A 20,952-nucleotide genomic window follows, 5' to 3' on the forward strand; every position below is an offset into this window, starting at 1 on the left:
GTCAATGGTGACGAGGGTACACCTGTTCCCATTCCGAACACAGTAGTTAAGCTCGTTTACGGTGACAATACTTGGCTGGCGACGGCCCGGGAAGATAACTCGACGCGCACACTAACGCCGGTTCTTTGGAACCGGCGTTTTTCTTATCTTATTGAAAATCCACTCTTGTTCGGAGGACATTCGAAAATGTATCAATATATCCTGTTTGATCTGGACGGCACATTAACCGACCCGCGGGAGGGCATCACCAAGTCCGTGCAGTACGCACTGAGCAAATTCGGCATCGACGAGCCGGATCTTACGTCCTTGGAGCACTTTATTGGCCCTCCGCTGTATGATGAGTTCAGACGCTGCTATGGTTTTGATGATGCGCAGGCAAAACAGGGGGTAGCGGCCTACCGGGAACGGTTTGACCGGATTGGCTGGAAAGAAAATCTCCTGTTTGATGGCGTTCCGGCGCTTCTGGCCGCCTTGCGGTCCGCAGGACGGAAAATCGCGATCGCTTCTTCCAAGCCGACGGTTTTTGTGGACAGAATTTTGCAGTGGTTTGAAATCGCACCGTATTTTGACGCCATTTCGGGCGCCACGCTGGACGGCACCATCAGCACCAAAGCGCAGGTAGTGGAACAGGCGCTCAACATGCTGTCGGTCCCGGATCGCAGTAACGCGGTTTTGGTGGGGGATCGCTTTCATGATGTGGAAGGCGCGCGGCAGTGCTCCATCGACTGTATTGGCCTGACGATGGGCTTCGGCGGCTATGAGGAATTGCAGCAGGCTGGCGCGCGGTACATTGTGCAGGATCTTGCTGCATTGCAGAGCCTGCTGATCGGCTGAGCTGCTCTGCGTAGGCGAATAGAAGAAGCTTGTCAAATTCTGCGCGAAGAAGTCCAAGTATTTTTGTGGGTTTCGACAGTGCAAAGCGAATCGTCAATTCTTTACCGTTTGCATCAACTGTGATAAAATATGAATGAATATATATAAATCTGCCTTTTGCGGACGGGATTCCGGAACGCACAGGCAAATATATATGTTGATTCGGATTGTGACGGAGGGAAAACAATGATCCAATATCGGTTGCCCGTACTGGCGGTACGGAATGTGGAGATTTCAAAAAAGTTTTATCATGATTTGTTTGACCAGACGGTTGCGTTGGATCTTGGCAAAAACGTCACTTTTTCCGGAGGCTTTGCCATTCAGGAGGATTTTGATTCGCTGGTGGATATCCCGAAGTGTACAGTTCTGCACCAGTCCAATAACATGGAATTATATTTCGAGGTGGACGATTTCGACGCGTTTCTGGAGAAACTGCGCGATTGCCTCGATGTGGAGCTGGTGCACCCGCCCAAAGTGGAAGAATGGCATCAACGGGTTGTGCGGTTATATGACCCGGATTGGCATATGGTAGAAGTCGGGGAGTCGATGGAAGTCGTGGCGCGCCGCTTTTTGCAGGAAGGGTACGATGTCCAGCAGACGGCGCAGCTGATCCAGCACCCGATTGAATTTGTAGAACGATGCAGGAAAGGTATGGAATAGATTATGTTTGAATTTCAGCCGGAGTTTGTCAACTGCGGCGATGCGCGCATTGCATATTATGATGCAGGTCGCGGCAGGCCGCTGGTGTTGCTGCATGGCAATGGCGAGGATAGCTCCTATTGGAAAGCGCAGATCCCGGAATTCACTCGCTTTTTCCGTGTGATCGCGGTGGACAGCCGCGGCCACGGCGCTTCGGAAGCCGGCACGCGCGGCTTGTCGTTCGAGCTGATGGCGCAGGATCTGAAAACGGTTTTGGATTCGCTCGGCATCAAAAAGGCGCATATTCTGGGCTTTTCGGACGGAGGCAATCTGGCGATCAAGTTTGCGCTGATGTTTCCTTCGTATGTGGACCGGCTGATCCTGAACGGCGCCAACGTGGAAATGTTTGCCGGCATGAAGCCGCATTTCCAGCTGCCGGTCTGTGCCGCGTACGGTGCGCTGCGCGTGCTGGGGCGGTTCAGTCACCATGCGGCGCGCAAACGCGACGTGTTCGGGCTGATGGTGTACCCGTACGGCGTCGTGATGGACGATCTGAAAAAGCTGACCATGCGGACGCTCATCATTGTCGGCGAACACGATATCGTGCGCGACAGCCAGACTAGGGAAATGGCGGCGCATATCCCGCATTGCCGGGTGGAGACCTTCCGCGATGGCGATCATTTTGTCGCGGCCAAACAGCCGTCTCGCTTTAACCGGACGGTCGTAGAATTTTTGTTGGGGAGATAAGGACAATGCAGTTTATCAAAGCGGGAGACGCCGCGGAAAGCAATATTTTTAACCGGCTGGATGAGAGAAAACGCGCATTGATTGCCGGCGGCGCGGATGTCATCAATCTGTCGATCGGCACGCCGGATTTTCAGCCGGACGAGCATGTGATGCAGGCGGTCAGCCGTGCCGCGCTCGATCCGGATCAGTATAAATACTCGCTGACCGAGACGCCGGCGCTGATCTCAGCGGTGCAGGACTGGTACCGCCGCCGCTATGACGTTGCGCTCGAGGCGGACGAGATCATGGCGGTCTGCGGCTCGCAGGAGGGCATTGCGCATGTGTGTTTTGCCTTCGCCGGACACAATGACCTGATCCTTGCGCCCGATCCGGGCTATCCGATCTTCTCGTTCGGTCCGATGATGACCGGCGCGACCGTCGGCCTGTATCCGCTGCGCGCGGAAAACAACTGGCAGCTGGATTTTGCGGACATTCCGGAGGATATCGCCGAGCGCGCCAAGGCGATGGTGGTTTCCTATCCGAACAACCCGACCACCGCGGTTGCGGATCGTGCATTTTATGAGAAGCTGGTGCTCTTTGCGCGCGAGCACAACATCATCGTGCTGCATGACAATGCGTATTCCGATCTGATGCTCAACGGCAAGCAGGGGCTTTCCTTCCTGTCCATCCCGGGCGCGAAGGAGGTCGGCATTGAGTTCAATTCGCTCAGCAAGACCTATAACCTGACCGGCATGCGCGTGTCGTTCGCGGTGGGCAACCGCGAGGTGATTGAGCGCTTCCGTGCGTTCCGTTCGCAGATCGACTATGGTATGTTTTACCCGATTCAGGCGGGCGCGGTTGCCGCGCTGACCGGGCCGCAGGATATCGTTCAGCGCAACCGGGAAGGCTATATGGCGCGGCGCGATGCGCTGTGCGGCGGCCTGCGCCGCATCGGCTGGGATGTGCCGGATGCACAGGGCACGATGTTCGTCTGGGCGAAGATCCCGGCGCGGTTTACTTCGTCCGTGGATTTTGTGCTCGAACTGATGGAAAAAACCGGCGTGATCTGCGTGCCGGGCAGCTCGTTCGGCGCGCACGGCGAGGGCTATGTGCGTTTTGCGCTGGTTGTGCCGCCTGAGCGGATGGAAGAAGCGGTGCGCCGCATCGACGCAAGCGGAATTTTGAAAGGATAACCGGATGAAGCTGATTTCTTGGAATGTAAACGGCCTGCGCGCCTGCGTGGGCAAAGGCTTTTTTGAATTTCTGGCCGCCGAGCAGCCGGACATGATGTGTTTGCAGGAAACCAAGCTGCAGCCCGAGCAGGCGCCGCAGGTGGAGGGCTATCATGAATACTGGAACTCGGCCGAGAAGAAGGGCTATTCGGGCGTGGCGCTGTTCAGCAAGAACGAGCCGCAGGCGGTGACCTTTGGCCTTGGCATCGATGAGCACGACCACGAGGGCCGCGTCATCACCGCGGATTACGGCGAGTTTTATCTGGTGACCGTCTACACGCCCAATTCGCAGGATGAGCTCAAGCGGCTGGACTACCGCATGCAGTGGGACGACGATTTCCGTGCGTACCTGCAAAAGCTGGATGCGGAAAAGCCGGTTATCGTCTGCGGGGATATGAACGTCGCGCACAAAGAGATCGACCTGAAAAACCCCAAGACCAACCGCCGCAACGCGGGCTTTACCGATGAGGAGCGCCAGAAGATGACCGACCTGCTCGCAGCGGGCTTTACGGATACCTTCCGCCATTTTTACCCCGAGGTGACCGGCGCGTATTCGTGGTGGAGCTATCGCTTCAAGGCGCGGGAAAAGAACGCGGGATGGCGCATCGACTATTTCCTGGTGTCCAACCGCTTTGTGGACCGCGTCAAGGACGCGCGGATTTTAAGCGACGTCTATGGTTCGGATCACTGCCCGGTGCTGATCGAGATCGCATAAAAAGAAAAACAGACTGCGAAAAAACGCAGTCTGTTTTTTTGATTGTCTCCATGCATCAGCCGCCGATCAGGCCGCTCAGCGCGATCAGAAAAGGAATGGTGACCGCGGATAAAATAGTCGATACTGCAACCGCGCGCGTGGAGAACAGGTAATCCGTGCCATATACCTGACCGAACATGGAGCAGACCATGGCGACCGGCGCGGCGGCGCTGATGACCATGGAGTCGCGCAGAACACTGTCCAGCGGCAGCAGCAGAAAGACCGCCAGCGTCAATAGCGGCAGGATCAGCAGGCGAAGCGCGGTGACAAAATACACCTGCCGGTCGCGAAAGCAGGAGCGCAGATCGCACTGGGCGAGGAATGCGCCCAGAACAATCATCGCGAGCGGCGTGTTGAGCGAGGCAAGATAGGAGACACAGGTGGCGGGGATCTGCGGCAGGTTGAGCGGCGTCAGGAAAAAGACAAGGCCGATGGCCAGCGAGACCGTGCCGGGGTTGAGCACCGCGTTGCGGATTTTCTGCGCGCGCGGGGCGTCGCGGCAAAGCTGGGAGACACCGTAGCTCCACAGCAGCACGTTGTTGACCGCAATGAAGGCCGAGCCCAGAAACAGGCCGTAAGACCCGTACAGCGCATCCAGCAGCGGCAGCGCCATGAACCCGCAGTTGGTGAACACCACGCACATGCGCTTGTCTGCAAAGTTTGCATGCGGCCCGTTTGCGCGGAACAGAAATTGGCTGACTACGATGGACAGCCCCATGGCGAACGCGGCACAGCCGGCCGCGACAAGCAGGTCGATGCTGAGCGCGGGATCAAATTCCCGCTGAAAGGAATCAATGATGACACTCGGTGCGACAATGCGCGTCAGGACGAGCGACAGCTGTCCCGCACCGTTGTTGTCGAGATAGTGCAGGCGGAAGCAGACAAAGCCGACGCCCATCAGCAAAAACATCACAAGGATCTGTGAGACCAAAATTTGAATATTTTCCAGCAAAACAATACCCCTCCGATTTCCAACTGTATTATCATAAAACAGTCCGCGCGTGTTTGTCAATGAAAAAGGCATGCCTATCCTGCGCCCTGCATAGGATAGAGCGAAAGGGTGGTTGGCTGTGAAAAAAATGATCTGCGCCGCCATGCTGGGCGGCATGCTGCTGGTGCAGGCGGCAGCGCTGCCGGAAATGGGGGCGCTGAACGCCAAATCCGCCGCGCTGTATGCGGCAAACGGGCAGGAACTGTATTCTTATAACGCCGATGAGCAGCTGCAGCCGGCGTCGGTGACCAAAATCATGACCATGCTGCTGACCATGGAGGCGCTCGAGCGCGGCGAGGTGACGCTCGATACCATGATCACCGGCAGCGAATATGCCTGCTCGATGGGCGGCACACAGGTCTGGCTGGAACCGGGGGAACAGATGTCGCTCAACGATATGCTCAAGGCGATCGCGGTGGGGTCGGCAAACGACTGCGCCGTGGCGGTGGCGGAGCATCTGGCCGGCACCGAAGCGGCCTTTGTCGAGCGCATGAACCAGCGCGCCGCGGAACTGGGCTGCACCAATACGCAGTTTATCAATGCCAACGGGCTGGACGGCATGGGGCAGAAAACGCTCACGTCGGCGCACGATCTGGCGCTGATCTCCTGCGAGCTGCTCAAGCATCCCAAAATTTTGGAGTACACCGGCATTTGGATGGACAGCATCCGGGGCGGGAAATTTTCGCTGGCCAACACCAATAAGATGCTCAAAAGCTATCCCGGCCTGACCGGCCTCAAAACAGGATACATTTCTGAGGCAGGCTTTTGCATTTCGGCCAGCGCCGAGCGGGACGGCCTGAGCCTGGTTGCGGTGGTGATGGCGGCGCCGACCAAGGAGACCCGTATGGCGGATGCGTCCGCGCTGCTCAATTACGGCTTTGCCAACTTCACGGTGTACACACCGCCGGCCGATCTGCTGCAGCCGGTCCCGGTGCAGCTGGGAAACGCGGACAGTGTGCAGCCGGTTTTGCAGGACAGCCAGTCCTTTGTGGTGGAAAAGGAAAAGGCGTCGCAGCTGGAAACCCATCTGGAGCTGCCGGATACATTGCAGGCGCCGGTCGAGGCCGGCCAGCAGATCGGGGAGCTGACCGTGTCGAGCGGGGGCGAAACGCTGCTGACCCTTCCGATCACGGCGGCGGAAGCGGTCGAAATGACCACAATCCCGGATTTGCTGCTGGAATTCTTGGGGAAATTGGCAGGCGGCAGCCCGGCGTAATATGGACAAAATGACGGAAAGTTTACAAATCAGGCTTGAGGTTTCGGGTAAACTATGGTACACTAAAAGCAACCTCAAAGGTTGGGAGGATATAAACTATGGTAAAACTGATTATTGGCGGTACTGGCTCTGGTAAGACCAAGGAATTGATCGATCAGGTCAACACCGCGGTACAAGAAGAAAAGGGAAGCGTGGTTTGCATTTCGCGCGGCAATAAGCTGACTTTCGATATCTCGCATGATGCGCGCCTGATCGATGCAACCGATTACCCGATCAAGGATTATGCAAGCCTGCTTGGATTCCTGTGCGGCATTCACGCCGGCAACTATGATATCACGCGTGTGTTCATCGACGGCCTGTACAAGATCACCGGGATCAAGGACGTTGCCAAGGCAGAGGAGTTCCTCAACGTGCTCGACCAGTTCTCTTCGAAGCACAGCGTTAACTTTACGGTTTCCCTGAGCGAGGAACCGTCCGCCGCGACCGAGGGTATGAAGCGCTTCCTGTAAGCGGATACTTAGCGGTTATAGCAGCATGATAAAAAAGCAGCGATTCAATCGCTGCTTTTTTCTTTTTGTATACAAGATGAGACTGGTCTGGAATGGGCATAGTATGGTGCTGTTTTTGTTACAAAAATGGTACATTATCGGTGGAAATTCGGTTGGTGTGAATAAGATGTTGGTAAATTTTTGTCTGAAATGCATAATGAATCGACGAAGGGCGAAAATATTTTAGAAATTTATGATAAAAAGTGTTTCACTTTTTGATTAGGTTAGGTATAATAAAAACTGATATGTGGGATGGGGCAGTTCGGCCTTTTTTGGCACGGCTCTGCTCGTGATATCAAATCGACTTTATGGGGGAATGCGGTTGAGTCAAAAAAAGGATCATTGGAATGTGCTGCGTTACCTGATCTATTTCAGTCAGGTTGGATTCACGGTCGTCACGCCGCCGGTGCTATGCTGTTTCGGAGCCATTTGGCTGCGCAACAAGTTTGGATGGGGCAACGGAGTCGTGATCGTCGGAATCCTGCTCGGTATTGCGGTTGCAGCCTGCGGACTGCGGGATTTCCTGCGGTTTACCGAGCGAAAAGCCAGAGAAAGCGAAAGAAAGGAGAAGCTGCCGTGACGGGAAAGCAAATCGTGCGGGAAGAATCGGCGCGTATGCTGCGCGGGATGGCGCCGCTGACGCTCATTGCCTTCGGCATTTTTGTGCTGACCGGCTGTGAAGCGTGGCGGGCGGGTATCAGCCTTTTGCTGGGCGCAGGCTATTCGCTGGTTTTGTTCCGTATGATCGGCAACAATGTTGCCAAAGCCGCCCTGTTCCCGCCGGAACAGGCCACCCGCATTGTGCGGCGCGGTTACTTTTTCCGCTATGTGCTGACCGGCCTTGCGGTGTTTGCGGCGATCAAAGCGCCGTTTATCCACCCGCTGGCTGCGGTCCTGCCGCTCTTCTTTCCCAAAATGATTTTGCTCTGGTGCAATGTAGTTCAGAGGAAAGGAGGTTAGACGGTGAATGTTGAAATAAACGGCCCACAGGTACTGGGGTATCTATTCGGCAATCCCAATCTGCCGATCACGGAAACCATGCGCAACGCATGGATCGTGATGGCGTTTATCCTGTTCCTGTGCATTTTCCTCACGCACCGCATGCAGAAGATCCCGAAGGGAAAGCAGGCGCTTGCGGAAAAGGCTGTCATTATGATTGACAATCTGGTCGATAACACCATGGGGCAGGGGTGCCGGGCATATTCGCCCTATATCGCAACGCTGCTGATGAGCTCGCTGTTCGGTTCGCTCGCGTCGCTGTTCTGGATGCGTCCGGTCACGGCCGACCTGAACACCACGCTTGGCTGGGCGCTGATCACGTTTATCCTGATCACGTTCAACAAGATCAAGTATGGCGGCATCGGCGGCTATCTCAAGAGCTTCCTGGAGCCGATCTTCGTGATGGCGCCGCTCAATGTGCTCAGCGAAGTGGCCACCCCGGTTTCCATGTCCTTCCGTCATTTCGGTAATATGGCGGGCGGCCTTGTCATTTCGACACTGATCATGGGTGCGCTGGAAGTTCTGTCAAACGCGATCCTGGGCTTTTTGCCCGTGCCGCTGCTGCAGATCGGCATACCCGGTATCCTTTCGCTGTACTTTGACTGCTTCACTGCTTGCATGCAGGCGTTCATCTTCAGTATGCTGACCATGGCTTATGTAGGTGATGCGCGCGGCAGCAGCTGACGCACAGGGAACAGCAATCCAAAACCGAATCCATTCTCAAATTTTGAACAACAACATTTTTCAGGAGGAAAAAAGTATGGATCCCAAAGCATTTGTAGCAGGCATGTCCGCCCTCGGTGCCGGTATGGCAATGATCGCAGGTCTTGGCCCTGGTATCGGCGAAGGTTACACCGCCGGTCAGGCATGCGCCGCCATCGGCCGCCAGCCCGAAGCACAGGGCGATATCACCCGTACGATGATCCTTGGTATCGCAATGGCCGAGTCCACCGGTATTTACGCGCTGGTTATCGCGCTGATCCTGCTGTTTGCCAACCCGTTCGTCGGCCAGTTCTAATCAGTTCCGGTTGCATAGGATGAACGGATTTATCTTCCGTTTGGGAAGGAGGTAAAACAGTGTCGGAAGCGATATACCAATCCTTTGTCAGCATCGGCTGGTGGGAGATTCTGGTGACGATGTGCAACACGCTCATTACGTTTGCCATCATTAAGAAGTTCCTGTTTAAGCCCGTGCGCAAGATGCTTGCTGCGCGCGAAGAAGAAGTGCAGGCCATGTACGGAAACGCGGAAAAGGCGCAGACCGAGGCCGAGCAGATGCGCAGCGAATACACCGAGCGTCTGGCCAAGGCCAAGGAGGAAGCCGCCGAGATCGTCGGTTCCGCCACCCGCCGCGCGACCGTGCGCAGCGAGGAAATCCTCAAGGAGTCCTCGCAGCAGGCCGCTGCCATGATGAAGAAGGCTGAAAACACCATCGAACAGGAGCGCAAGAAGGCCATGAACGAACTCAAGGACGAGGTCGCCAGCCTTTCTGTCATGATCGCCTCCAAGGTCGTCGAGCGCGACGTCAAGGAAGCCGATCACGAGCGCTTCATCGAAGACTTCATCGACAAGGTGGGGTGAGCGCAGGTGGCTGATATTGTAAGCGAGCGCTATGCGCTGAGCCTGTACGAGGTCGCTGCGGACGAGAAAAAGGAAAAAGCCTATCTCGACGAGTTGGCCGCCGTCAGTGAGGTGTTCCGGCGCGAGCCGGATTTCCTCAAAATGCTCTTGACGCCGTCCATCGCGCTGGAGGACAAGCAGAATGTCCTGCGCAAGGTGTTTGAAGGGCGAATTGAGACCTTTCTGCTCAATTTCCTGATGCTGATTACGGAAAAGGGCCGCGTCGGCCTGATCCACGATATGTATCAGGCATATAAAGAGCATTACTACTTTGAAAACGGCATCGTGGAGGTGCGCGCGATCACGGCAAAGCCGATGAGCGAGGCACTGACCGAAAAGCTGAAAGCCAAAATGAGCGCCGTGACCGGAAAACAGGTGGTGCTCGAAACGTCGGTGGATGAAAGCATCCTCGGCGGCATTGTCGTCAAGCTCGGCAACGAGCAGTTCGACACCAGCCTGCGCACGCGTCTCAATGAGATCGCCGCGCGGCTGACCAATACTATCGCGTAAGGAAGTAGGTGACTTTATGGAATTACGCCCCGAAGAGATTAGCAATATCATCAAAGAGCAGATCACGCACTACCAGAGCCAGATCAAGCTGACCGACGTCGGCACGGTCGTCACCGTCGGCGACGGCATCGCGCATGTCCACGGTCTGGAAAACTGCATGTCCGGTGAGCTGCTCGAATTTCCGGGCGGCGTATACGGCATGGCGCAGAACCTGGAAGAGGATCTGGTCGGTGCTGTAATCCTGGGTTCGGATCAGGATATTCGTGAAGGCGACACGGTAAAACGCACAAACCGCATCGTAGAGGTGCCGGTGGGCGAGGCCATGCTCGGCCGCGTTGTGGACGCGCTGGGCAAGCCGATCGACGGCAAGGGCCCGATCCATACCACCGAGTCGCGCCCGATCGAGTGCCCCGCACCGGGCATCATCGAGCGTGCGCCGGTTAACGTACCGCTGCAGACCGGTATCAAGGCGATCGACTCCATGATCCCGATCGGCCGCGGCCAGCGTGAGCTGATCATCGGCGACCGCCAGACCGGTAAAACCGCCATCTGTCTGGATACCATCATCAACCAGAAGGGCACAGGCGTTATCTGTATCTATGTGGCCATCGGCCAGAAGCGCTCGACGGTTGCACAGGTTGCCGAGACGCTGGTCAAGAACGGCGCCATGGACTATACCTGCATCGTCGCCGCGACCGCATCCGAGTCCGCGCCGCTGCAGTATATCGCGCCGTATGCGGGCTGCTCGATCGGCGAGTTCTTCATGCATAAGGGCAAGGATGTGCTGGTCATTTATGACGATTTGTCCAAGCACGCGGTCGCTTACCGCGCCCTTTCCTTGCTGCTTCATCGTCCGCCTGGACGTGAAGCATACCCCGGCGACGTATTCTATCTGCATTCCCGTCTGCTGGAACGCGCAGCCAACATCGCGGACGGCGGCTCGCTGACCGCGCTGCCGATCATCGAGACGCAGGCGGGCGACGTTTCGGCTTATATCCCGACCAACGTCATTTCGATCACGGACGGCCAGATCTTCCTCGAGACCGAGCTGTTTAACTCGGGTATCCGTCCGGCCGTTAACCCCGGCATTTCGGTATCGCGTGTCGGCGGCAACGCGCAGATCAAGGCGATGAAGAAGGTTGCAGGCACGCTCAAGCTGGCGTACTCGCAGTACCGTGAATTGCAGGCGTTCTCGCAGTTCGGCTCGGATCTGGACGCGGACACCAAGAAGCGTCTGGCACAGGGCGAGCGCATCGTGGAAGTGCTCAAGCAGCCGCAGAACAGCCCGATCCCGGTTGAAAAGCAGGTTATCATCATTTTTGCCGTTGTTTCCGGCCAGCTGCTCGATATTCCGGCCGATCAGGTCGCCGAGTTCGAGAAAGAGCTGTTCGAGTTTATCGACGGCGTCTACGGCGATATTCCGGAAACCATCCGCGCTACCAAGCAGATGGACGACGATATCAAGGAGAAGCTGACCAAGGCGATCGAGGAATTCAAAGTCAAGTTCCTTTCTGAGCATTAAAGCGGGAAGGGGGACTGAACAATGGCTTCCGGAAACATGAAGGACATCAAGCGCCGCATCAAGTCGGTGCAGTCCACCATGCAGATCACCAAGGCAATGGAGCTGGTGGCCTCTTCCAAAATGCGCCGCGCTAAGGAGCGCGCGCTGGCCGCGCGGCCCTATTTCAACACGATGTATGAAACCATCACCCGGCTGGCCGCCGAAACGCGCGACAGCGATTCGGTCTACACCCGCCGCCGCGACGTGAAGAACAGTTTGTATATCGTCATCGCGGGCGACCGCGGTCTGGCAGGCGGCTATAACGCCAACCTGTTCAAGCTGGCAGCCGCCTCGATGGAGGGCAAGCACGCGCAGGTCGTCACGATCGGCAAAAAGGCGCAGGAGCATTACGCCAAGCGCGACTGGCCGGTCGCGGCGGATTATCCGGGCATTGCCGAAACCATGAAAATCAGCGATACGCACGCGATCGTCAGCCGCATGCTCGGCATGTTCCGCGAGGGCAAGGTGGACGAAGTATTCCTCTGCTATACCCAGTTTGTTTCGCCCCTGCAGCAGGAGCCCAAGTGCATCCAGCTGCTGCCGGCGAGCTTTGAGCGCGCGGAGCAGGGCGGCAAGCCGGCGGGCGCGCGTGTGCTGACCGAATACGATCCCTCGCCCGAGGCGGTATTCGACGCGATCATTCCCGAATACCTGTACGGCGTGCTGTACGGTGCGGTGGTCGAGAGCTACTGCTCCGAACAGTCCGCGCGCCGCATGGCGATGGAGGCAGCGTCCGACAATGCCAGCGAGATGATCGAAAATCTGAATCTGTCCTATAACCGTGCACGTCAGGCAGCCATCACGCAGGAGATCACCGAGATCGTCGCGGGTTCGGGCGAGGTCGGCGCATAGGACGATACGAATTAGGAGTTTTGCCAATGAGTGAGCAGAATATTGGCACCGTCGTCCAGATTATCGGACCGGTGCTGGACATTAAATTTGCTGCCGACGCACTGCCCAAGCTGCTGAGCGCCATCACGATTGACAACAACGGCCGCATCGTAACGGTCGAGGTTGCGCAGCATATCGGTCAGGATACCGTGCGCTGCATCGCGATGGAGTCCACCGACGGCCTGGTGCGCGGCATGAAGGCGGTCGATACCGGCGGACCGATCACGGTTCCGGTCGGCGACAAAAACCTGGGCCGTATTTTCAACCTGCTCGGCCAGCCGGTGGACAACAAGCCGCCGGTTGAGGGCGAGGAGCGCTGGCCCATCCATCGTCCCGCTCCGTCTTATGAGGAGCAGGAATCCACGACCGAGATCCTCGAAACCGGCATCAAGGTCATCGACCTGATCGCGCCGTATGCCAAGGGCGGTAAAATCGGCTTGTTCGGCGGCGCGGGCGTCGGTAAGACGGTTATCATCATGGAGCTGATCAACAATATCGCCAAGCAGCACGGCGGTATTTCGGTATTCACCGGCGTCGGCGAGCGTACCCGTGAGGGCAACGACCTGTATAACGAAATGCAGGAGTCCGGCGTTATTAACAAGACTGCGCTGGTTTACGGCCAGATGAACGAGCCGCCCGGAGCGCGTATGCGCGTGGCGCTTTCCGGCCTTACCATGGCGGAATACTTCCGCGATGTGGAAGGGCAGGACGTGCTGCTGTTTATCGACAACATCTTCCGCTTCACGCAGGCGGGTTCCGAGGTTTCCGCGCTGCTCGGCCGTATGCCGTCGGCCGTAGGCTATCAGCCGACGCTGGCCACCGAGATGGGCGCGCTGCAGGAACGCATCACCTCGACCAAGAAGGGCTCGATCACGTCCGTACAGGCGGTTTACGTCCCGGCGGACGACCTGACCGACCCCGCGCCGGCGACCACGTTCTCGCATCTGGATGCGAAGGTCGTTTTGTCGCGTGATATTGCGTCGATGGGTATTTATCCGGCGGTGGACCCGCTCGACTCGTCCTCGCGTATCCTGACCGCGGACGTTGTCGGCATCGAGCATTACGAGGTCGCACGCGCCGTGCAGTCCATTCTGCAGAAGTACAAGGACCTGCAGGACATCATCGCCATCCTCGGCATGGACGAGCTGTCCGATGAGGATAAGCTGACGGTTGCCCGCGCCCGTAAGATCCAGAACTTCCTGTCGCAGCCGTTCCACGTTGCGGAGCAGTTCACGGGCTTCCAGGGCAAGTATGTGCCGGTGTCGGAGACCATCCGCGGCTTCCGTGAGATCCTCGACGGCAAGCATGACGATCTGCCCGAGTCGGCGTTCCTGTTTGCCGGCACCATCGACGAGGTCGTGGAGAAGGCAAAGAAGGGGGCATAATATGGCTACCTTTCATCTCAAGGTGATGACGGTTGACCGGTGCTTCTATGACGACGAGGTGGATCAGATCGTTGTCCGCACCACGCAGGGCGACGTCGGCATCCTGCCGCATCATGTGCCGTATACCGCGGCGCTCGGCATCGGCGGCCTGACCATTTTCCAGAATGGCCAGTCCCGCGTGGCCGCGATTGCAGGCGGGTTTGTGGACGTGTCTGGCGAGCAGACGGTCGTCCTTGCCCGCACCTGCGAATGGGCGGACGAGATTGACATCAACCGCGCCCGCGAGGCGGCGGAGCGTGCCCGCGCGATCCTGCAGCAGAAGGAGAGCGACCATGAGCACGACATCGCACAGGTCAAACTGAAAAAGGCAATCAACCGCATGCGCATTGCGGGGGATAAGTAAAGGAAAAAACCGTCCGTTGTTGAAACGGACGGTTTTTTTTGCTATACTGGGAAGCACATGAAGGAAATGGGGAATAAAAATGCAACAGACAAAAGGACAAATGTCCGAATCGCTGCTTTTGGGCGCGCTGCTTGCAATTGCGGGCGGCTTTTTTGACGCCTACACCTATCTGTGCCGCGGCGGCGTGTTCGCCAATGCGCAGACCGGCAACATTGTCTTGTTCGGCCTGAATCTGGCCGAGCAGCAGTGGCAGCGCGCGCTTTCCTATCTGCTGCCCATCCTTGCGTTTGCGCTCGGCGTGGTGGCGGCGGAGTTCGTCAAGCGGCGCGGCAAGAGCCGTAAAAAGAAGCACACGGTGCTGCACTGGCGGCAGGTGATTGTGTTGGCGGAAATCATTCTGCTGGCGATCGTCGCGCTGCAGCCGCAGCGGATGAATGCGGTTGTCAACATCGTGATCTCCTTTGTCTGCGCGATGCAGGTGGAGAGCTTCCGCAAGGTGCGCGGCAGCGCGTTTGCCACAACCATGTGCACGGGCAATCTGCGTTCGGGCACCGAACAGCTGCTGATCTGGCAGCATACGGGCGATCAGAACGCGGCGCGCAAAGCGCGGCATTATTATGTGATCATCCTTTTCTTTATCCTGGGCGGGGCGCTGGGTGCGCTCCTGACCGACGCCTTGGGCGAGCGCGCGCTGCTGCTGACCTGCGCGCCGCTGCTGGTGGTGTTTGCCCTGATGTTTCGGGAAGAGGAGGCCCACACCTTCCGATGACGAAAAAGCGCGCCTGACGGGCGCGCTTTTTGTATCATTTGAAGGGTGGCACGGACCCTCTGCTTGGTTGACATTTGCTAACCGCCATTTTATAATAAAACAGGATGTGGCCTATTTTATCAGGCATCGGGGGAAAACTATGAAAACTCTTAATAATCTCAAGCCGGGGCAGAGCGGCGTGGTCGAATCCATAACGGCCGAGGGCGCACTGAAACGGCATTTTCTTGATATGGGCATCACCAAAGGCGTGGTGATCACCATGGAACGCATCGCACCGTTCGGCGATCCCGTGGCGGTGCGTCTGCGCGGGTACAGCCTGTCGCTGCGCCGCGCGGAAGCGAAAAAAATTGTGCTGGAGGAACATGCATGAGCAGCAAAAAGACCATTGCCATCATCGGCAATCCGAACAGCGGCAAAACCACGCTGTTCAACCGGCTCACTGGCTCCAACCAGCATGTCGGCAACTGGCCGGGCGTGACGGTTGACCGCAAGACCGGTCACATCTGTCACGACGGCGTGGGCATCGATATCGTCGATCTGCCCGGCATTTATTCTTTGTCACCTTATACGCAGGAGGAAATCATCGCGCGTGAGTTCGTCCTGTCGGACGAGCTGGACGGTATTTTGAATATCGTGGACGCTGCCAACATCGAGCGAAACCTGTATCTGACGCTGCAGCTGATTGCGCTGGGGCTGCCGATGGTGGTGGCGCTCGGCTTTATGGACGATGTACGCGCACAGGGAATCGAAATCGACTGCGACGCCCTGTCCGAGCGGCTGGGCGTGCCAGTGGTGCCGATCTCGGCCAAAAAGGGCGAAAATATGCACAACCTGCTCGATGGGCTGGCCCATCACATGCGCGCGCCGGACAAGCAGCCGCCGTATCTGCACGGCGTGGGCGCGGCGATCCGTCGCGCGGCCGAGCAGCTGTCGCCGCTGCCGCTGCGGCAGTGCAGCCTGCCGTTTTATGCGGCAAAGCTGCTGGAAGGCGACTCGGTCATGTGGAAGCAGATGGACAAGCTCAATATGCCTCAAAAGATGCGGGACGAAATCAATTCGATCGCGGCCGGCATGCAGAGTCATGCCAACTTGACCGATAAGGAAATGGTGCTGGCGGACGCGCTGTATGACTATATCGAAGAGGTTGTGCGCGCGGCTTACAAGCGGCCCAAAGTACATAAGGCGACGCTGACCGAGCGCATCGACAAGATCGTGCTGCACCGGGTTTGGGCGCTGCCGATCTTTGCGTTCTTTATGTTTTTGATGTTCTGGTGCACGTTCGGTCCGATCGGCTCGTTCTTAGGCAACGGGATGGAATACCTGATCCAGAGCATCATTTCGCCCGCCATCCGCGGCGGACTGACCGCAGCCCATACGCAGGATTGGCTGATCGGCCTGATCTGTGACGGCGCGATTGGCGGCGTGGGCGGCGTGCTGAGCTTTTTGCCGCAGATCGTCATCCTGTTTTTCTTCCTGTCGGTTTTGGAGGATACCGGGTATCTCGCGCGTGTTGCGTTCATCATGGACACGCTGCTGCGCCGCATCGGCCTGTCGGGCAAGTCGTTTGTGCCGATGCTGATGGGCTTCGGCTGCACCACGCCTGCGGTTATGGCCGCGCGCACGATGGAAAACGACGCCGACCGCCGCATGACCATCATGCTGACGCCCTTTATGTCCTGCGGCGCCAAGCTGCCGGTGTATGCGCTGGTGGCGGGCGCGCTGTTCGGCGCGCATCAGGGTCTGGTTGTCATCAGCCTGTATGTGCTGGGCATCCTGATGGGCATTCTCGCGGGCTTCATCTTGAAAAAGACGATTTTCAAGGAAGGTTCTTCGGGCTTCGTGCTCGAGCTGCCGACCTACCGCATGCCGTCCTTCAAGGGGACCGTGCTCAACATGTGGCAGAAGGCAAAGGACTTCATCACGCGCGCCGGCACGCTCATTTTCCTGATGAGCGTGGTCATCTGGCTGCTGCAAAACTTTACGCTCGATTTCTCGGTCGCCACAAGCGCGGAGAACAGCATCCTCGGCGTGATCGGCACGTTCATTGCGCCGATCTTTCAGCCGCTCGGCTTCGGCCAGTGGCAGGAATCGGTGTCCCTGCTGACCGGACTGGTCGCCAAGGAGGCGGTGGTATCCACGATGAGCGTGCTGTACGGCGCGGGCGGCGACAGCGCGATGCTGTCCGGCATGCTGGGCACGGTATTCACGCCGCTGGCGGGCTACTCGTTCCTGGTGTTCACTCTGCTGTACATGCCCTGTATGTCCGCCTTTGCCACGATCAAGCGGGAAATGGGCGGCTGGCGCTGGGCGTTCGGCGCGGCGGCATTCCAGACGGTGCTGGCGTACCTTGCCGCTATGGTGATCTATCAGGTGGGCAGCCTGTTCCTGTAAGGCAAAAGACGCGTTTCCTGTCCATCGATGGAAAGGATATTGGATTGTTATGTCGATCAAACTGATTGCCGCGGATATGGACGGCACGCTGCTGGACAGCCGCAAGCAGCTGCCGGCGGGTCTGTTTCCGCTCATCCATGCGCTACGGGCGCGTGGGGTGCGGTTCGCGCCCGCGTCCGGCCGGCAATATTATACGCTCTATGACCAGTTCGGCGAGATTGCGGATGAGTTGGTTTACATCAGCGAGAACGGTTCGATGGTGTGTGATGGCGCGCGGGTGCTGTCGTTTGCGGCCATGCCGGCCGAGGAGGTCTGCCGCGCGGTCGAGACTGTGCGCGGTGTGCCCGGCGCCAACGCGATCGTGTCGGCGCGCGACGGTGGGTTTTACGAAACCGCGGATGATCCGGATTTTCTGGAGAACATCGCGCATTACAGCGTGCGGCGCACTTTGGTGCCGGATCTGCTGGCGTTCTGCCGGCATGAGCCGGTGTGCAAGGTGGCGCTGTTCTGCAAGGGGCGCGCGGAAGAGCGGCTGCTGCCCGCGTTTCGCTCGTTTGAGGGGACGTCGCAGATCGCCCTGTCCGGCGCGGACTGGGTGGATTTGATGCGGCCCGGCATGAACAAGGGGCGGGCGATCGGCGCGCTGTGCGACAGCCTGCATATCACGCCGGACGAATGCATGGCCTTCGGCGATTATCTCAACGACCTCGAACTGCTGCAGGCGGTGGGGGAGTCGTACGCGATGGCAAATGGCCACGAAACCCTCAAAGCCGTGGCCAAGCACATCTGCCCGTCCAACGACGAGGACGGCGTGTGCCGGACCATCCGGCGTGTATTCGGTATTGACAAGCCGTAAAACCATGATACAATAGAAAACGGAAAAAGCAGAGTAGACTGCAATGCGTTAAGTGCCGCTGAGACGGGGAGTTGTTCAGCGGACGAAAGGGACGAAAATCCCCTGCGGTGTTGTAGTCGCATCCCGCTGCTGCAACTGTTTAGGCATTTCCTAAATCGCTGTGGCAACAGAATGAATCGATTTAGGAGGTGTCTTTTTCTATGTCCAAAAAGGAAAATATCTTCGTTCGCTCCCTGAACGAACTCAAAAGCACGCGCTGCCTTGCGCTGACCGCGCTTCTGATCGCGATCAACATCGCGCTCGACCTGCTCGGGCTGACCATCAAGCTGCCGCCCAACCTGCGCATCGGCTTCGGCTTTCTGTGCAACGCGGCGGTCGGCATGCTGTTCGGGCCGGCGGTTGGCATGATGGCGGGTGTGTGCACGGATGTGCTCGGCTATTTTGCCGGCAATCTGACCATGGGCGCTTATTTCCCCGGTTATACGCTCACCGCGATCACCGCGGGCCTGTTCTGGGGCCTGTGGCTGTATCCGCGCAAAGTGGCGATATGGCGTGCGCTGGGCGCCAAGGTGTGCGTCAACCTGTTCTGCAACATCGGCCTGAACACCCTGTGGCTGACGCTCACGGGCGGTGAGGCGATGGGCGTGCTGCTGGCGCCGCGCGCGGTGAAAAATCTGCTGCTGCTGCCGGTGGAGACTGTGCTGCTGTATTTTGGGATGAAGCTGGTGCTGCGGCTGTATCACGCGCTGCCGGGCACAGTGGAAGCGGCGCGCACCGCTGAAAAAAACACCTTGTGACTGCTGTTTGGCCGTCCGGCAATGCCGGACGGCTTTTTTGTCAGGTTCTGTGTTTAGTTTTTGTAGAGTTTTCCGATTTTCCCTATGCAAAGCGGCAAAGTTTTGGTATACTATATACGATAGGGATGAACGGCGAAGTTCCGTTCACTGAAAGGAAGTGACTGCTTTATGAAATTGACAAAAGAAAGCATCAAACATAACGCGTCCTGGAAGGGTTACCGCTTGCCGCAATACGATATCGATGCGGTGCGGGAAGCCACCCGCAACGCGCCTACCTGGCTGCATTTCGGCGCAGGCAACCTGTTCCGGGCTTTTCCCGCTGTGCTGGCACAGCGTATGCTGACCGCAGGCCTGTCCGATACGGGCATCATCTGCTGCGACGGTTATGACGAAGAGCTGATCGACCGCTGCTACCGCGCCTGCGACCATCTGTCGCTGGTGGTAACGCTGTATTCCAACGGCACGATCAACAAAGAGGTGGTGGCTTCGGTCACCGAGAGCCTCAAGCTGAGCGAAGACGGCGCGCGCCTGAACGAGGTGTTCCTGGCGCCGAGCCTGCAGATGGTCAGCTTCACCCTGACCGAAAAGGGCTATGTCATTCAGGACGATGCGCATGAATTCCTGCCGGATTACGCGCATGACCGCGACAACGGCCCGGAGGGCTGCCGCTCGTTCTTCGGCAAGCTCGCCTCGCTCAGTCTGGCGCGCTGCCGCGCGGGCATGCCGCCGCTGGCGCTGGTTTCCCTGGATAACTGCCAGGACAACGGTGTGCGTCTGGAGCGCGCGGTGCGCTACATGGCGCAGGCATGGCAGGAGAAGGGCTTTATCACCGAGGATGAGTACTTCTATCTGCTCAAGAAGAACACCTATCCGCTCTCCATGATCGATAAGATCACGCCGCATCCGGATACCCGCATCGCGGACAAGCTCACGGAGGACGGTCTGGAAAATGCCCGCCCGTTCGTCACGGCCAAGGGCACCTATGCCGCCATCTATGTCAACTCCGAGAGCCCGCATTACCTGCTCATCGAAGATGCGTTCCCGAACGGTCATCCGCCGCTCGAGCAGTGCGGCGTCATCCTGACCCGCCGCGATATCGTCGAAAAGTCGGCGATGATGAAGGTCAGCACCTGCATGAACCCGATGGATACCGCGCTGGGCGTTTACGGCTGCATGCTGGGCTATACCCAGATCAGCGCCGAGATGAAGGACAAGGAGCTGGTCAACCTCGTCACCCGCATGAGCGAGCAGGAGGCTATGCCGATGGTCGCCGACCCGGGCGTCATCGACCCGGTCGCGTTCCTGCATGAGGTGCTGGGCGAGCGTTATCCCAACCCGTTCCTGCAGGACTCCCCGCAGCGCACCGCGACGGACACGTCGAGAAAGATCCCGCTGCGCTTTGGCGTGACGCTGTATGCTTACTATAACTCCACGCTGCCGGCGCACCGCGCCACCAAGCTGGTGTATATCCCGCTGGCACTGGCGGGCTGGCTGCGTTATCTGGTCGGCGTCAACGACCGCGGCGAGCCGTTTGAACTCAGCCCGGACACCAACCTCGACCATATCCGCTCGCTGATGGGCAATCCCAAGCTGGGCGACGAGGTCTCCGAGGAGCAGCTGTATCCGCTGCTGTCCAACCGGTATTACTTCGGCGTCAACCTGTTTGAGATCGGCGTAGGCGAGACGGTCGTGCGCATGTTCAACGAACTGAACAAGGGCCCGCGCGCCATCCGCGAGACGCTGCGCCGTTACTGCGGCGAGGAAAAAACCGAAGAGTGGATTCTGTAACCG

The 20,952-nt window shown here is 58.0% G+C and carries 24 protein-coding genes, 1 rRNA gene and 1 riboswitch; of the genes, 24 read left to right on the plus strand and 1 reads right to left on the minus strand.

The window, feature by feature from the left end:
• The 6 genes from rrf to EJL02_RS10885 all read left to right on the plus strand — a co-directional run.
• A 5S ribosomal RNA gene (gene rrf / locus EJL02_RS10860) occupies nt 1-111 on the plus strand; the annotation flags it as partial.
• Between the two features lie 75 nt (nt 112-186).
• A complete protein-coding gene (locus EJL02_RS10865; RefSeq protein ID WP_125116438.1) occupies nt 187-834 on the plus strand; it encodes an HAD hydrolase-like protein in 648 nt (215 codons plus the stop codon).
• 228 nt (nt 835-1,062) lie between these two features.
• Nucleotides 1,063-1,533, plus strand: coding sequence for a VOC family protein (locus EJL02_RS10870; RefSeq protein WP_125116511.1), 471 nt, complete (start codon nt 1,063-1,065; stop codon nt 1,531-1,533).
• A gap of 3 nt (nt 1,534-1,536) precedes the next feature.
• On the plus strand, nt 1,537-2,259 hold the full coding sequence (locus EJL02_RS10875) for an alpha/beta fold hydrolase (protein WP_125116439.1): 723 nt from the start codon (nt 1,537-1,539) through the stop codon (nt 2,257-2,259).
• 5 nt (nt 2,260-2,264) lie between these two features.
• Entirely contained in the window at nt 2,265-3,431 is a 1,167-nt protein-coding gene (locus tag EJL02_RS10880) for an aminotransferase class I/II-fold pyridoxal phosphate-dependent enzyme (protein ID WP_125116440.1), read from the plus strand.
• Nucleotides 3,432-3,435: 4 nt separating this feature from the next.
• Complete coding sequence (locus EJL02_RS10885; protein WP_125116441.1) at nt 3,436-4,185, plus strand: exodeoxyribonuclease III; 750 nt, start codon at nt 3,436-3,438, stop codon at nt 4,183-4,185.
• 55 nt (nt 4,186-4,240) lie between these two features.
• Here the strand turns inward: EJL02_RS10885 and EJL02_RS10890 are convergent, their stop codons facing one another.
• Complete coding sequence (locus tag EJL02_RS10890) at nt 4,241-5,176, minus strand: AEC family transporter (RefSeq protein ID WP_164510393.1); 936 nt, start codon at nt 5,174-5,176, stop codon at nt 4,241-4,243.
• Between the two features lie 127 nt (nt 5,177-5,303).
• On the opposite strand from EJL02_RS10890, the gene EJL02_RS10895 reads away from it, so the two are divergent.
• The 18 genes from EJL02_RS10895 (at nt 5,304) to EJL02_RS10975 (ending at nt 20,949) form a co-directional block, all read left to right on the plus strand.
• A complete protein-coding gene (locus EJL02_RS10895; protein WP_125116512.1) occupies nt 5,304-6,431 on the plus strand; it encodes a D-alanyl-D-alanine carboxypeptidase family protein in 1,128 nt (375 codons plus the stop codon).
• Nucleotides 6,432-6,529: 98 nt separating this feature from the next.
• On the plus strand, nt 6,530-6,940 hold the full coding sequence (locus EJL02_RS10900) for a hypothetical protein (protein WP_125116443.1): 411 nt from the start codon (nt 6,530-6,532) through the stop codon (nt 6,938-6,940).
• Nucleotides 6,941-7,301: 361 nt separating this feature from the next.
• Complete coding sequence (locus EJL02_RS10905; protein ID WP_164510394.1) at nt 7,302-7,559, plus strand: AtpZ/AtpI family protein; 258 nt, start codon at nt 7,302-7,304, stop codon at nt 7,557-7,559.
• Complete coding sequence (locus EJL02_RS10910; protein WP_164510395.1) at nt 7,556-7,939, plus strand: ATP synthase subunit I; 384 nt, start codon at nt 7,556-7,558, stop codon at nt 7,937-7,939. Before EJL02_RS10905 ends, EJL02_RS10910 begins: the two co-directional genes overlap by 4 nt.
• Nucleotides 7,940-7,942: 3 nt before the next feature.
• Nucleotides 7,943-8,662, plus strand: a complete 720-nt coding sequence (locus tag EJL02_RS10915; protein WP_125116446.1) for a F0F1 ATP synthase subunit A — start codon at nt 7,943-7,945, stop codon at nt 8,660-8,662.
• Between the two features lie 76 nt (nt 8,663-8,738).
• A complete protein-coding gene (gene atpE / locus EJL02_RS10920) occupies nt 8,739-8,996 on the plus strand; it encodes an ATP synthase F0 subunit C (protein ID WP_125116447.1) in 258 nt (85 codons plus the stop codon).
• Nucleotides 8,997-9,055: 59 nt separating this feature from the next.
• A complete protein-coding gene (atpF, locus tag EJL02_RS10925; RefSeq protein ID WP_243114462.1) occupies nt 9,056-9,559 on the plus strand; it encodes a F0F1 ATP synthase subunit B in 504 nt (167 codons plus the stop codon).
• 6 nt (nt 9,560-9,565) lie between these two features.
• Complete coding sequence (gene atpH, locus EJL02_RS10930) at nt 9,566-10,108, plus strand: ATP synthase F1 subunit delta (protein WP_125116448.1); 543 nt, start codon at nt 9,566-9,568, stop codon at nt 10,106-10,108.
• Between the two features lie 16 nt (nt 10,109-10,124).
• Nucleotides 10,125-11,630, plus strand: coding sequence for a F0F1 ATP synthase subunit alpha (atpA, locus tag EJL02_RS10935; RefSeq protein ID WP_125116449.1), 1,506 nt, complete (start codon nt 10,125-10,127; stop codon nt 11,628-11,630).
• A 21-nt stretch (nt 11,631-11,651) separates the two neighbouring features.
• Nucleotides 11,652-12,521 (plus strand): ATP synthase F1 subunit gamma, encoded by an 870-nt coding sequence (atpG, locus tag EJL02_RS10940; RefSeq protein ID WP_125116450.1) that lies wholly within the window; start codon nt 11,652-11,654, stop codon nt 12,519-12,521.
• Between the two features lie 26 nt (nt 12,522-12,547).
• Nucleotides 12,548-13,945, plus strand: coding sequence for a F0F1 ATP synthase subunit beta (atpD, locus tag EJL02_RS10945; RefSeq protein WP_125116451.1), 1,398 nt, complete (start codon nt 12,548-12,550; stop codon nt 13,943-13,945).
• Nucleotide 13,946: 1 nt separating this feature from the next.
• Nucleotides 13,947-14,348, plus strand: coding sequence for an ATP synthase F1 subunit epsilon (gene atpC, locus EJL02_RS10950; RefSeq protein WP_125116452.1), 402 nt, complete (start codon nt 13,947-13,949; stop codon nt 14,346-14,348).
• Nucleotides 14,349-14,427: 79 nt separating this feature from the next.
• Nucleotides 14,428-15,117 (plus strand): YoaK family protein, encoded by a 690-nt coding sequence (locus EJL02_RS10955; RefSeq protein WP_125116453.1) that lies wholly within the window; start codon nt 14,428-14,430, stop codon nt 15,115-15,117.
• A 139-nt stretch (nt 15,118-15,256) separates the two neighbouring features.
• Nucleotides 15,257-15,487 carry a FeoA family protein gene (locus EJL02_RS14210; RefSeq protein WP_164510396.1) on the plus strand — a complete coding sequence of 77 codons (231 nt, stop codon included), beginning with the start codon at nt 15,257-15,259 and terminating at the stop codon, nt 15,485-15,487.
• Nucleotides 15,484-17,508 (plus strand): ferrous iron transport protein B, encoded by a 2,025-nt coding sequence (gene feoB / locus EJL02_RS10960; protein WP_164510397.1) that lies wholly within the window; start codon nt 15,484-15,486, stop codon nt 17,506-17,508. Before EJL02_RS14210 ends, feoB begins: the two co-directional genes overlap by 4 nt.
• A 49-nt stretch (nt 17,509-17,557) precedes the next feature.
• The gene (locus EJL02_RS10965; RefSeq protein WP_125116454.1) at nt 17,558-18,364 is read left to right on the plus strand and encodes a Cof-type HAD-IIB family hydrolase; all 807 of its coding nucleotides are present in this window, start codon (nt 17,558-17,560) and stop codon (nt 18,362-18,364) included.
• 27 nt (nt 18,365-18,391) lie between these two features.
• A riboswitch (THF riboswitch) is annotated at nt 18,392-18,495 on the plus strand.
• A 69-nt stretch (nt 18,496-18,564) separates the two neighbouring features.
• Nucleotides 18,565-19,161 carry a folate family ECF transporter S component gene (locus tag EJL02_RS10970; RefSeq protein WP_125116455.1) on the plus strand — a complete coding sequence of 199 codons (597 nt, stop codon included), beginning with the start codon at nt 18,565-18,567 and terminating at the stop codon, nt 19,159-19,161.
• A gap of 168 nt (nt 19,162-19,329) precedes the next feature.
• Nucleotides 19,330-20,949 carry a mannitol dehydrogenase family protein gene (locus EJL02_RS10975; protein ID WP_125116456.1) on the plus strand — a complete coding sequence of 540 codons (1,620 nt, stop codon included), beginning with the start codon at nt 19,330-19,332 and terminating at the stop codon, nt 20,947-20,949.
• The last annotated feature ends 3 nt before the right edge of the window (nt 20,950-20,952 follow it).

The organism is Agathobaculum sp. Marseille-P7918, from assembly GCF_900625105.1.
GTDB lineage: Bacteria > Bacillota > Clostridia > Oscillospirales > Butyricicoccaceae > Agathobaculum.